Genomic DNA, 12,597 nt, shown 5'->3' on the forward strand with positions numbered 1-12,597 from the left:
CCCCCTGTCACAAGGACGCCGCATGACCTACGGCCTCGCCTTCGAACCATTCGTTTCAGTCCCCCTGTTGGTGGCCCTCGGCCTTCTGGCCGTGCTGGTGGCCGGGCTGCTGCTCGCCTCGCGCAGCCGCGGCGCGCTGTTTCGCGCGCTGGCCCTGCTGGTGGGCCTGCTCGCGCTTTCCAACCCTTCGCTCACCCGCGAGGAGCGCGAGCCGCTGTCCTCGGTGGTGGCGGTGGTGGTGGACAAGAGCGCAAGCCAGGATTTCGGCGAGCGCACCGCCCAGACGGAAGCGGCCCGCGCGGCGCTGGCGGAGCGGCTCGGCCGCATCCCGAACATGGAGGTCCGCACCATCGAGGCCGACGCCCGCAACGGCGAGACCGATGGCACGCGGCTGTTCTCAGCCCTCTCCGCTGGCCTCGCCGACGTGCCGCCCGAGCGGGTGGCCGGTGCCATCTTGATCACCGACGGGCGGGTCCACGACGTGCCGGCGGATGCCGCCGCGCTGGGCTTTTCCGCCCCGGTGCACGCTCTCATCACCGGCAAGGCGGGCGAGCGCGATCGGCGCGTGGCGTTCGAGAAGGCACCGCGCTTCGGCATTGTCGGCCAGAAGCAGACCATCACTTTCCGCGTCACGGACGAGGGCGCACCTGCAGGTGCGCGCGTGCCCGCAACCATTCGCCGCGACGGCGAGGTGATCGGCACCCCCATCGTCACTGCCGGCCGCTCCGCCACCCTGGAGGTGGAGATCACGCACGCAGGCGCCAACATCGTCGAGATCGAGGTGCCCCCGCTGCCCGACGAGCTGACGCAGGTGAACAACCGCACCGCCGTTTCCATCGATGGCGTGCGCGACAAGCTGCGGGTGCTGCTGGTCTCGGGCGAACCCAACGTGGGCGAGCGCACCTGGCGCAATCTGCTGAAGAGCGACGCCAATGTGGACCTCGTGCATTTCACCATCCTGCGCCCGCCGGAGAAGCAGGACGGCACCCCCATCAATGAACTCTCGCTGATCGCGTTTCCGACCCGCGAGCTGTTTCAAACCAAGATCCGCGACTTCGATCTGATCATCTTCGATCGCTATTCCCAGCAGGGCGTGCTGCCGCAGATCTATTTCGACAATATCGTGCGCTATGTGCGCGCCGGCGGTGCGGTGCTGGTGGCGGCGGGGACCGATTATGTGGACCCGGGCTCGCTCTACAACACGCCGTTGGAAGCCATCCTGCCGGGTATTCCCACCGGCAACACCACGGAAGCGCCCTATCGCGCGACGCTCACCGAACCCGGCAAGCGCCACCCGGTGACCCGCGCGCTGCCCGGCTCGCAGACCGAGCCCCCGCAATGGAGCCGCTTCTTCCGCGTGATCGATTCCACCGTGCGCTCGGGCACGTCGGTGCTGGCCGCGCCCGGGGACAAGCCGGTGCTGATCCTCGACCGGGTGGGCGAAGGGCGAGTGGCGCTGCTGCTCTCCGACCAAATCTGGCTGTGGGCACGCGGCTATGAGGGCGGCGGCCCCTATCTCGACCTGCTGCGTCGCCTGTCCCATTGGCTAATGAAGGAGCCGGATTTGGAGGAGGAGCGCCTGAAGCTCTCCACCTCCGGCCGCGATCTGGTGGTGGAGCGCCAGACCATGGGCGACACCGTGCCGCCGGCCGTCATCACCCCGCCCACCGGCGCCCCGCGCACGCTCACCCTCTCGCAGGTGGAGCCTGGCCTGTGGCGCGCGACCACGCCGGCCGACCGATTGGGCCTGTGGCGCGCCGCCAACGGCAATCTCAATGCTTTGGTGAACATCGGCCCGCTGAATCCGAAGGAATTCGCCGAGGTCACCTCGACCCGCGAGGTGGTGGCGCCGATCTCCACCGCCACCGGCGGCGGCATCTGGCGCCTCGCCGATCTCAATGGCGGCGTACCGCGTGTCGTCACCATGAGCACCGGCGAGCGCCTCGCCGGGGAGGACTGGATGGGCCTGCGCACCCGCGACGTCTCCGTTGTGCGCGGCATCGGCCTGTTCCCCCTGTTCGCGGGGCTCTCCGGGCTGCTGCTGATGCTCGGGTTCATCGCCGCGACGTGGGTGCGGGAGGGGCGGTGAGCGATCCTACCTTGCTCTAGAACCACCAGCAGGGTACCCCGCAGAACTACCCACCCCTTGAATTTTCTCCGAGCATTCGATATAAAATAAAAACTCCATCGTGCCCCAATATATTAAATAGGTCGCGGTGGCATAAAAGGGCTCCTGCGGGAGCCCTTGCTATTTGGGGGTCTCCTGTGCAGCGTATCGCGGTCTTTGTGGATGCCGGCTACCTGTTCGCCCAAGGCAGTAGCGCACTTACCGGTGGCAAGAAGGCAAGAGCCGACCTCACCCTTGATGCTCCAGCCGCCATTAGCGAGTTAAAGCAGATTGCTGCAACGTGCGCGCCTTCATGTTCTCTACTTCGGATTTATTGGTATGATGGGACGCTCGGCAGTCGCCCAACGGCAGACCACGCCGTTCTGGCTCAACTGAATGACGTTAAAGTAAGATTAGGCGCGGTAAATAGCCAAGGTCAGCAAAAGGGTGTCGATTCACTTATCGTGACAGACCTAATTGAACTTGCTCGACAAAAATCAATTTACGATGCGCTTGTTTTAGCCGGCGATGAAGATATTCGGGTTGGCGTTCAAATAGCACAAACATACGGCGTTCGTGTCCATTTACTTGGAATAAGCCCGAGTAGAGGAAGCCAATCTCGCGAATTGCTTCAAGAAGTTGACACCACTCATGAGTGGCAATCTGATGTTGTGCGACGATTCCTTTCCGAGAGAACGACGCCGACGCTTAAGAATGCATCAGAGATGCTTCATCAGCCGACTGTGGAGGCTAACGCGACGGCTTCACTCGGCGGAACGGTTGCCGACCAAATTGAAAATGTGGTCTGCTCATTCATTGATGCCCTAGAATCCACCGATATAGAAAAATTGATGGCTTATTGGCAAACTGAGCGAGGACTTCCCAGCGAATACGATAGCCCTCTATTGAGGAAGGCCAGACAAGCCCTAGGGCGCGACCTCGAAACTGAAGAAAAACGTCTTCTTCGGAAGAAAATTCAAGCGAAAATACAAATTTACTCCAAAACTTAATCTTCCAACCGCCCCCCTCACCCCCGCGCGGCGGCCCGCTCTTCCGCCGCGCGCAGCTTCTCGGCCCGCTTGGTGGCGATGGAGGCGATGATCACGGCCAGAGTTACGACGCCGATCAGGATCGAGCAGGCGGCGTTGATCTCGGGTGTCACGCCAAGGCGCACCTGGGAGTAGATGCGCATGGGCAAGGTGGTGGCGCCCGGTCCGGTGGTGAAGCTGGCGATCACCAGATCGTCCAGCGACAGGGTGAACGCCAGCATGAAGCCGGAGAGCACCGCCGGCAGGATCAGCGGCAGAGTGATGGTGAAGAAGGTCTTGAACGGGGGGCAGCCGAGATCGAGCGCCGCCTCCTCCAGCGAGCGATCGAAGGTGACGAGGCGCGATTGCACCACCACCGCCACAAAGCACAGGGTGAAGGTGATGTGGGCGAGCGTGATGGTCCAGAAGCCCCGCTCGAAGCCGATCGCCACAAACAAAAGCAGCAGCGACAGGCCGGTGATGACTTCCGGCATCACCAGCGGCGCATAGGCCATGCCCGAGAACAAGGTGCGGCCGAAAAACCGGCCGTAGCGGGTGAGCGCCAGCGCCGCCATGGTGCCGAGCACCGTTGCAACCAGGGAGGAGATGAAGGCCACCCGCAGCGTCACCCATGCCGCGTCGATGAGCTGCTCGTTCTGGAACAGGGACACGTACCATTGGAACGAGAAACCGGCCCACACGGTGACGAGGCGCGATGCGTTGAAGGAATAGATCACCAAGAGCAGGATGGGGATGTAGAGAAACGCGAACCCCAGCACCAGCGAGGTGACGTTGAACCAGGAGAGGTTCTTGTTCATTTCCCCGCCTCCAATTGGCGCGCCTGGATATTCTGGTAGATCACGATCGGCACCACCAGCAGCAGCAACAGCAGCACCGCCACCGCCGAGGACGAGGTCCAGGAGCGGTTGACCGTGAATTCGGTCCAGAGCGACTTGCCGATCATCATGGTGTCGGAGCCGCCCAGAAGATCGGGAATAACGAACTCACCCACCGCCGGGATGAAGCACAACAGCGCGCCCGCCGCGACGCCGGGCAGAGAGAGCGGGAAGGTGATGAGCCAGAATGCCCGCGCCGAGGGACAGCCGAGATCCTCCGCCGCCTCCAGCAAGGTGGGATCAAGCTTTTCCAGCGCCGAATAGAGTGGGAGCACCATGAACGGCAGGTAGGAATAGACGATGCCGATATAGACCGCGAGATCGGTATTCAGGATCTCCAGCGGCGTGTCGATCACGCCCAGCGCAAGAAGCGCCTGATTGAGCAATCCCTCCTGGGAGAGGATGCCGATCCAGGCATAGACGCGGATCAGGAACGAGGTCCAGAACGGCAGGATCACCAGCATCAGCAAAGTGGGCTGGATGGAACGCGGCGCCCGCGCCATGGCATAGGCGATGGGATAGCCCACCAGCAGCAACAGCACGGTGGAGATGGAGGCGATGACCAGGCTGGAGCCATAGGCGCTGATGAACTCGTTATCGAAGTCCAGCACATAGAAATAATTGGCGAAGGAGAGTTGGGAAAAATAGTCCTTCAGCCCTGCCCAGCCCTGGGAGAGATCCAGCAGCGGCGTATAGGGGGGCGAGGCGAGGATATCCTGGGACACGCTGATCTTCACCACGATCAGGAACGGCACCAGGAATAGGAAAAGCAGCCACAGATATGGGACGGCGATGACGATGAGCCGTCCGCGTCCCTTTTCGCCAGCCATGGGCATGGTGCGTCTCCTTCAGCGTGTCAGGACCACGCCGGCGCTCGGCGCGAAGGTGACGAAAACCTTGTCTTCCCAAGAGATCGGCCGTTCCACCACACGCGACTGGTTGGGCAACGACACCTTGATGCGCGTGCCGCAGGGCAGTTCCACATGGTAGATCGAGAGATCGCCGAGATAGCCGATGTCCCAGATCTCGCCGCTGAAGCAATTGCGGCTCATGTCGGCCGGCGCCTCCAGGGAGATGCGCATCTTCTCGGGCCGGATGGCGAGCCAAGCGGTATCGCCGGGATTTGCCTCCACGCTCTGCGCGATCTCGATCGGCGCGGGGGTGAGGCTGCTGCTCAGGTGCACATCGCCGTTGACGCAGCTTTCCACCTTGCATTCCAGCATGTTCACATCGCCGATGAAGTCGGCGACATAGCGCGTGGCCGGCGCCTCATAGATGGTCGAGGGCGGGGCCACCTGCACCAGCACGCCATTGTTCATCACCGCGATGCGGTCCGCCACGGTCATGGCCTCTTCCTGGTCGTGGGTCACGATCAGGAAGGTCATGCCCAGGTCCATCTGCAGGTCCATGAGCTCGAATTGGGTTTCCTCGCGCAGCTTCTTGTCGAGCGCGCCCAGCGGCTCGTCCAGCAGCAGCACCTTGGGCCGCGTCGCGAGCGAGCGGGCCAGCGCCACGCGCTGGCGCTGCCCGCCGGACAATTGGTGCGGCTTGCGCTGGGCGAATTTCTCCAGCTTCACCAACTTGAGCATTTCCGCGACGCGGCTGGCGATCTCCCCCTTGGGCATGCCCAATTGCTTGGGGCCGAAGGCGATGTTGTCGGCAACGCTCATGTGCGGAAACAGCGCGTAGGACTGGAACATCATATTGACCGGCCGCTTGTAGGGCGGGACGCCGGCAAGGTCATGTCCAGCGAGCAGGACGCGGCCCTCGGTGGGCTCCTCAAAGCCTGCGAGCATGCGCATCAAGGTGGTCTTGCCGCAGCCGGAGGGCCCGAGCAGCGCGAAGAATTCACGCTCGTAGATGTCGATGCTTACGTGATCGACGGCGGTGAACTCACCGAAGCGCTTGACCACATTCTCGAACCGGATCAGCGGCGTTGCCGCGGGATCGGTCCATGGCGCGAAGGAGCGCCTCACGGCGCCGATGGTTTGCGTACGCGCCTTTTCGGTTGCCATCGGCTCCCCCGCTACCCATGCCTGTGGGAAAGCTAGCACCAATCCTGCGCCGCTCAAGTCTTGTGCACGCGCAAAAAACAGAAGGCGGCGCCCAAGGAAGCGGCAAAATGCCCTGCAAGCCAACGGAAGGTCGGTTTATGGCGGTATTATAATGCCTGATCCAGACCGGTTCGGCCGCGCTCCATGCGACCAGAAATCGGCCGAGCCGGCACTTGCGCCCGTGCCGGGGGGCGTCTCCCGACCTTTCCACAGCGAAAGGCGCCGGCAAATCGGGGGCCGATCCCATCTCGCCACGGCGGCATCTTTTCCGGATCGCGCCGGGCCATGGCAGGGGTTTCCCCGACTTTTTGCGGGCGATGCAAGATTGACCACAGATCCGGGGGAGCCATGGGCTTGCACCCTCAGCCGGCTTGTGGCAAGGAACCCACCACTCGCGGCGGGCCACTCCGTCGCCGGCTCGGTCCTGTTATGTGCGCGCGAAATTTTCGCGCCTCCGAAGACGTCTTCGGCCAGGATCGTCAGGATGCTGCGGTAGCTCAGTGGTAGAGCACTCCATTGGTAATGGAGAGGTCGAGAGTTCAATCCTCTCTCGCAGCACCAGCATTTCCAACGGCTTCATTAAACATGAGCGAAAGAGCCGGACAGATATCCGGACAGAAATGACCCGGAGCGCGGGAATACGACCGCCAGCCCAAATGAAAAGGGCCGCACATGGCGAGCCCCTCCGAACTTGGCGAATTTCGCGAAGGCCACCAGCTACGACACCTCATACCGCTCCGGTAGCGCAGGGTTTCGCGGCGGTGATCATGCGTCACCGCCTTCTGGCTTCTTCACCCCATGCTTCACCGGAAGATCGGCGAGGGTCACGAGGCCGGCAGCGGTCACCAGCGCGCGCGTCGAGACGCGATCGCGGCCTTCGCTGTCTTGGTATGGGTGGTCGTCGTGCTCCATGTAGCGCGGCCGCATGGCATCGTAAGCGAGCCAGTTTTTGTTGCCGGGGCGCTTGAAGGTCCACCGGATGCGCTGGAGGAAGGCGATCAGCTCGTTGCGGCCAACGCCGAGTGTCTTGGTGGCGTCGGAGATGCGCATGGAGCCATCCGCGCCTTCGAGCACCGCCAGCGTCTTGGCCTTCACGCCGAGGGCCTTGTTCTCGACTTCCAACTTGATCCGCTCCTCGGTGCGCTGGAGCAGGACCGCGCGCAGCGTAACCGGATCGCGTAAGGCCTCGATCGGGTCCATCGACCGGGCGCCCTGGGCTTCGATCTCAGCCAGCTTGTCCGTCATGCGCTTGCGGAGGCGGACATCATAGCCGGACACCAGCGTGAGCGTGTGTTCCTTATCGAGATGGATCATCGTGACACAACCACGGGCATCCTTCTCCCAAGTCACTGATTTTCCGAGATGACACAAAACGGCGTCATCCATCCGCAAGTCCTCGAACTTCCCGTCGAGGTCGCGATCATGCCCTGATCGACGCACTCGCCTTAAACGAAGTCGCGAGCCAGTTCGATGCCTTATGCGGAAGCAGCTTGAGTTCCCGGCCCCGCGTCTGACCGGGCGCCCAGCCGCCCGGCACTTCTTCGTCTTTACCGCTGTCTTCGAATTCCGCGCATTCCGGAAACTCGAAGCGAGAAATATAAATTCCCGTGGCTTTACCGCCCATTCAGTTGGCGGGCATCGTGGGCGTGCCCTTATAAAGATTTTGGAGCGGTCCGATGTCATAGAGGGGCGGATTGTTGGACAAGAAACCGATCTGGAAGTTCGGCGGATACTTCGCCAATTCCAAGAGATAGGTGCCGAGCGTGTTGCCAATGGGAACCGCCAGTGGCAGGTGACGGATGCCCACGCTCACATCTTCCTGTGGGTTGGTATAGAGGTTAACCATGATCCCGCCGCCCGTCTCCGTCACGATGGGACCGCTGAAGCCGCCGGTATTGCCGCGCTTGAAGAGGCCGTCTTCTATTTCCGCGGTCATGATGTACTTGAATTCGTCCACACGCGTCGCACTGACGTATTGGTTCATCGTGTAGATGCGCGAGCGGCGGGCCGACTGACCGTGGTCCGCCACTAGGAAAGAGGCCTGGTCCACACCGTCAACATAGCGATCCTTCGGCAGGTATTCGGCGACTTTCGCGCCCGGCACGCCGGCCAGCGAGATCAGCGTATTGAAGATGTCGGCCTGATCGAACAGGCCTTCCGACTTGCGCGGCTTAATCATATTCTTCCAGTAGACGAAGGTCGGCACGCGCACGCCGCCTTCCCAGCTCGACCCCTTGCAGCCGCGGAACATGGTGCGTCCATGGGGCGGAATCTCGCATTCGGGGCCGTTGTCCGACGACAAGATTATCATGGTGTTTTCGAGCTGCCCGGTCTCGGCCAACTTCGCCGTGATGCGACGGAGGATATCATCCATCTGAACCATGCAGTCGCTATAGCTGGTGCGCGCCCGCGAGCGGCCTGCCCACTCGTCGGAGGGGTAATTGTCAAAATGGCAGCCACGGGTGGCGTGGTAGAGATAGAAAGGCTCCGGCTTCGTCTTCATCTTGTCGATGAAGTTGAGGCTCGTCTTCAGCCATTCCTCATCCAGCGTCTTGATGGTGGTGAGGTCAATCTCTTTCAGGTTTTCGCACTTCTCCGTGTCTGCGGTCGAGCAGTGCACGTCATGATGGTTGAAGGGATCCTGCTCAAGCATCTTGAAGCGCTCAGGACTGAGGGCCACTTCGGGATTGAAATAGACATCCCGCCACTCGGTATACATGTCGGAGACGCTGAGAAAGCCGCGAAAATCATCATAGCCCACATTCTGGGGCAGAGAGCCACGGTTCTCGCCCATGTGCCATTTGCCGACGCCTTGCGTGACATAGCCAAGCGTCTTCAGAATGGCCGGCAAAGTGATGACACCAGAAAGCCCGCCGGGCTCGCCATACATGGGCGGGCGCAGAACGCCATGGTGCAGGGGATTCTGGCCGGTGTGGATGGTCGCCCGCGACGGTGAGCACGACGGCGTGGAGTAAGCAGAGGTGAGAAGCAGACCTTCATTGGCGAGCGCGTCCATATTGGGCGTATCGTTGCCTACCGCGATGCCGCCCCCATTGAAGCCGGGGTCCGACCAACCCACGTCATCCATAAGAAAGACAACGAAATTCGGCTTCTTGCCGGTCTTTGCCTGAAGCGCCGCGAGCTTGGCAACGGCTTCTTTGTCCTGATCGGGATGGGGGACCACGGCAAACATGTTGTCTGCAGGCTTCACCGGCGCCACCGTCACGAACTGATCGGGATGGCTAAAACCCGGAGCATTCGTCTGGCCGGTTGAGGCGCCCCGCGTGGTGGTTTGTGCCACGCTTGGTGCAGCCCCGAACACAAGCGCTGCCAGCACGCCCATTCCCGCGGTGGTACCCCACAAACTCCGCTTGCTCCACGCCATGGCCAGCTCCCAGCATCGTTTTTTCAACAATGTTATGCTCTTAATTTTAGAATGCGCGAGATGTCCCGATCACAACATTGATCCGTCTCAATAAAAGAAGATATGCTGGCTATGATTATTTGACGGAAATGACCCAAAAACCTGTTGGCACGATGGTTTTGCGCCTGAAAATTGGTCTGCCTTCAGGCCCGCAAGCATCTTTTGGCTTGCCGCGTCATCTGTTGCCGAATTCTTGCAAGCGAGGCACGAAAACAAAAGAGGTACTAATGTAATCCCCGCGCGCGGCATACATTATGAATTTGGGAGGCGCTCCAATTTTGGCCGGCGGCTCTGACCCACGCGGGCTTGACCCAGATCATGGCTCCGCCCAAGTTCTGGGTGCGAAAGAAAAGGTGAAGGCCGCTAGCTGAGCTTCCGGAACCGCGATCCTTCTGGCGGCTGCCGCGATCGGGAAATGAAAGCCCGTCGGGGTTCACACTATTCGGGTGCGAGAGCCTCGCACGCCCGATACGAATATTGCCGATTTTACCCTGCGGACGGCATTGCCGCCCGACTGATCCAGGATCGCGATCATGGCCCGCCACGGGACGTTGCTGAACCTCATCTTCGGCGCATTCCTGGCACGCGCGCTCCTGGCCTGCGCGCTCCTGGCTTCGCTGTTGATACTGGCCCTCGGCTGGGCGCATGGGGAGGGGGCGACGCCTGCGCTCTCTTCCACCGGAGTGGGGGTGCTTACGGCTGCGGCGCCGCCCGGCACGGTGGGCTCCAACGCCTGCGCCGGCTGCCATGCCCCGCAGACGACCGCCTGGCTCACCTCGCATCACGCCAAGGCGATGGCGCAGCCGACGGCCGAGACCGTGCGGGGCGATTTCGGCGGTGCGCGGGCGGAGAATCAGGGCGCCAGCGCCCGCTTCTTCCGCGACGGCGCGCGGTACATGGTCGAGACTGAGGGGCGCGACGGCAAGAGCGCGGCCTTCGAGGTCAGCCACACCTTCGGCTGGGAGCCGCTGCAGCAATATCTTGTCACCTTCCCGGACGGGCGCGTACAGGCCCTGCCATGGGCCTGGGATACGCGAAACAAGGAAGATGGCGGCCAACGCTGGTTCCACCTCTACCCGGACCGCCCGATGTCCGCGAGCGACCCCCTGCACTGGACCCGCTCCCTGCAGAACTGGAACTTCATGTGCGCGGAGTGCCACTCGACCTCGGTGAAGAAGGGCTATGACGCCGCCGCCGACAGCTACCACACGACATTTTCCGAGATCAGCGTCGGCTGCGAGAGCTGCCACGGTGCCGGCGGCGGTCATGTCGCCTGGGCGAAGGCCGGAGCCTCCCCCGGTGTCATCGGCCGGGGCTTCGCCGCGACAGCGCCAACCCGCCCCGCGCCCGACTGGTCGCCCGACCCGGCAACCGGCAGCCCCGCCCGTGGCGTCGCCCGCCCCGCAGGCGACGAGGTCGAGACCTGCGCCCGCTGCCATGCGCGCCGCTCGCCCCTCTCGGAGGACTGGCACCCCGGCCGTCCGCTTACCGATACGCATATGCCGGCCTTGCTCACCCCGGATCTGTTCGAGAAGGACGGGCAGATGAAGGATGAGGTCTTCAACGATCATTCCTTCAAGCAGAGCTTGATGTACGCGAAAGGCGTCGTGTGCAGCGATTGCCACGATCCCCATTCCGGCCAGCTCAAGGCGGAGGGTCCGGCGGTCTGCGGCCAGTGCCATGTGCCCGATCGTTTCGCGAGCCCGGCGCACACCGGCCATCCGGCGGGGCCGAAGGCGCCCGATTGCATCTCCTGCCACATGCCCGAGCGCACCTACATGGTCGTCGACGGCCGCCACGACCATTCGTTCCGCATCCCGCGCCCGGACCTCTCGGCCGCGTTCGGCACGCCCAACACCTGCAATGCCTGCCATTCTGACAAGACGGCGGGCTGGGCGGCAGAGGCGATCGAGCGCTGGCACGGTCCCGACCGCAAAGGCCATCAAGGATGGACGCAGGCCATGCATCTTGCCGGTACGGGCAATCCGGCCGCGCGGGAGATGCTGGTCAAGCTGGCCGCCGACCCCGGCGTGCCTGCCGTGGCGCGGGCAACGATGATCGCTGAATTGCAGGCTTTTCTCTCGGTCACGTCACAGGGGGCAATAGGGAAGGCTTTGTCTGATCCCGATCCGCTGGTGCGCGTCGCGGCGCTGCGTGGCCTTTCCGGGCAATCTCTGGAAATGCGCTGGCGCAGCGCCGCACCACGCCTCGCCGATCCATCCGCGGCGGTGAGAATCGAAGCCGCCCTGCGGCTGGCCGACCAGCCGCTCGGCAACCTGCCTGCGGCCGATCGCGCGCGGCTGGAAGCGGCATTCGCCGAGTATGAGGCGGCGCAGCGCCTCAATGCGGACAGGCCGGACGCCCGCTCCACCCTCAGCAGCTTCTTCCTGCAACGGGGCGAGCCTGCCAAGGCGGAAGCGGAACTTCTTGCCGGGCTGAAGCTGGAGCCGGGCGCGACCCCGCTTTCCGTCAACCTCGCCGATCTCTATCGCGTACAGGGCCGTGAGGCGGACGCGGAAAAGGTTCTGCGCCGGGCTATCGAACTTGCACCGGAGGCGGCGCCCCCCCGCCATTCCCTTGGTCTCGCCCTGATCCGGCAGAAGCGCACCGACGAGGCGGTCGATCAGCTTGGACGCGCTTCCCGTCTCGATACGGCGCATGCCCGATACGCCTACGTTTATGCCGTGGCCCTGCAATCGACCGGCAAGGCGAAGGAGGCGGGCGGCGTCATCGCCGATGCGCTGGCGCATAATCCTTATGATGCGGGACTGGTGACGCTCGCCCTACAGAACGCGCTGCGCACCGGGGATAAGGCGGCCGCCGCGCCCCTTGCCCGCCGGTTGTCGGATCTTCAGCCAGACAATGCCGACATCGCGCGCCTCGCGGCTCAACTGGGGGGCCGTTAGCGCATGAGACACGCCACCGAAACCACAAGCGCGCCTCAACCGCCACAGATGCATAACCATAAACTGCAACAGCAATCCGGGAAGCAGTGACCGGCGCCTATCCGTGGCCAACATCACTTGCCGAGGCTCTCGCGGAGGTGAAACAGTGAGACCGTCTCAAATGGGATCGAGCTCTGTTCTGC

The 12,597-nt window shown here is 62.9% G+C and carries 9 protein-coding genes and 1 tRNA gene; 4 read left to right on the forward strand and 6 right to left on the reverse strand.

All coding sequences use genetic code 11. From position 1 onward, the window contains the following. Positions 1-22: 22 nt before the first annotated feature. Positions 23-2,089, forward strand: a complete 2,067-nt coding sequence (locus V5F77_RS20885; protein ID WP_429007276.1) for a hypothetical protein — start codon at positions 23-25, stop codon at positions 2,087-2,089. Positions 2,090-2,265: 176 nt separating this feature from the next. Next, positions 2,266-3,117, forward strand: coding sequence for an NYN domain-containing protein (locus tag V5F77_RS20890; RefSeq protein WP_429007277.1), 852 nt, complete (start codon positions 2,266-2,268; stop codon positions 3,115-3,117). Positions 3,118-3,134: 17 nt separating this feature from the next. Here the strand turns inward: V5F77_RS20890 and V5F77_RS20895 are convergent, their stop codons facing one another. Genes V5F77_RS20895 through V5F77_RS20905 form a run of 3 tightly spaced genes read right to left on the reverse strand, consistent with a single transcriptional unit; the run spans position 3,135 to position 6,046 of the window. Next, positions 3,135-3,953, reverse strand: coding sequence for an ABC transporter permease (locus V5F77_RS20895; protein ID WP_429007278.1), 819 nt, complete (start codon positions 3,951-3,953; stop codon positions 3,135-3,137). Continuing rightward, positions 3,950-4,867: an ABC transporter permease gene (locus V5F77_RS20900; protein ID WP_429007279.1), complete on the reverse strand. Its 918-nt coding sequence runs from the start codon at positions 4,865-4,867 to the stop codon at positions 3,950-3,952. Before V5F77_RS20900 ends, V5F77_RS20895 begins: the two co-directional genes overlap by 4 nt. A gap of 12 nt (positions 4,868-4,879) precedes the next feature. After that, entirely contained in the window at positions 4,880-6,046 is a 1,167-nt protein-coding gene (locus V5F77_RS20905; protein ID WP_429007280.1) for an ABC transporter ATP-binding protein, read from the reverse strand. 525 nt (positions 6,047-6,571) lie between these two features. Here V5F77_RS20905 and V5F77_RS20910 point away from each other — a divergent pair. Further along, positions 6,572-6,646, forward strand: a tRNA-Thr gene (locus tag V5F77_RS20910). A gap of 204 nt (positions 6,647-6,850) precedes the next feature. On the opposite strand, the gene V5F77_RS20915 is transcribed toward V5F77_RS20910, so the two are convergent. From V5F77_RS20915 to V5F77_RS20925, 3 genes are all read right to left on the reverse strand, one after another. Beyond that, positions 6,851-7,399 carry a phage antirepressor KilAC domain-containing protein gene (locus V5F77_RS20915; RefSeq protein ID WP_429007281.1) on the reverse strand — a complete coding sequence of 183 codons (549 nt, stop codon included), beginning with the start codon at positions 7,397-7,399 and terminating at the stop codon, positions 6,851-6,853. Between the two features lie 106 nt (positions 7,400-7,505). Further along, positions 7,506-7,709 carry a hypothetical protein gene (locus V5F77_RS20920; protein ID WP_429007282.1) on the reverse strand — a complete coding sequence of 68 codons (204 nt, stop codon included), beginning with the start codon at positions 7,707-7,709 and terminating at the stop codon, positions 7,506-7,508. After that, positions 7,710-9,470: a sulfatase-like hydrolase/transferase gene (locus tag V5F77_RS20925; RefSeq protein WP_429007283.1), complete on the reverse strand. Its 1,761-nt coding sequence runs from the start codon at positions 9,468-9,470 to the stop codon at positions 7,710-7,712. Positions 9,471-10,042: 572 nt separating this feature from the next. Between V5F77_RS20925 and V5F77_RS20930 the strand changes: the two genes are divergently transcribed. Continuing rightward, the gene (locus V5F77_RS20930) at positions 10,043-12,415 is read left to right on the forward strand and encodes a cytochrome c3 family protein (protein ID WP_429007284.1); all 2,373 of its coding nucleotides are present in this window, start codon (positions 10,043-10,045) and stop codon (positions 12,413-12,415) included. Positions 12,416-12,597: the final 182 nt, after the last annotated feature.

Origin of the sequence: Roseixanthobacter psychrophilus (genome assembly GCF_043195195.1) — a bacterium.
Lineage (GTDB): Bacteria > Pseudomonadota > Alphaproteobacteria > Rhizobiales > Xanthobacteraceae > NCEH01.

What these genes read in the sequence shown, in the direction of transcription:
- V5F77_RS20885 (WP_429007276.1), top strand. Translation starts at nt 23, where the DNA reads ATGACCTACGGCCTCGCCTTCGAACCATTCGTTTCAGTCCCCCTGTTG.
- V5F77_RS20895 (WP_429007278.1), bottom strand. Translation starts at nt 3,953, where the DNA reads ATGAACAAGAACCTCTCCTGGTTCAACGTCACCTCGCTGGTGCTGGGG.
- V5F77_RS20900 (WP_429007279.1), bottom strand. Translation starts at nt 4,867, where the DNA reads ATGCCCATGGCTGGCGAAAAGGGACGCGGACGGCTCATCGTCATCGCC.
- V5F77_RS20905 (WP_429007280.1), bottom strand. Translation starts at nt 6,046, where the DNA reads ATGGCAACCGAAAAGGCGCGTACGCAAACCATCGGCGCCGTGAGGCGC.
- V5F77_RS20915 (WP_429007281.1), bottom strand. Translation starts at nt 7,399, where the DNA reads ATGATCCATCTCGATAAGGAACACACGCTCACGCTGGTGTCCGGCTAT.
- V5F77_RS20920 (WP_429007282.1), bottom strand. Translation starts at nt 7,709, where the DNA reads ATGGGCGGTAAAGCCACGGGAATTTATATTTCTCGCTTCGAGTTTCCG.
- V5F77_RS20925 (WP_429007283.1), bottom strand. Translation starts at nt 9,470, where the DNA reads ATGGCGTGGAGCAAGCGGAGTTTGTGGGGTACCACCGCGGGAATGGGC.
- V5F77_RS20930 (WP_429007284.1), top strand. Translation starts at nt 10,043, where the DNA reads ATGGCCCGCCACGGGACGTTGCTGAACCTCATCTTCGGCGCATTCCTG.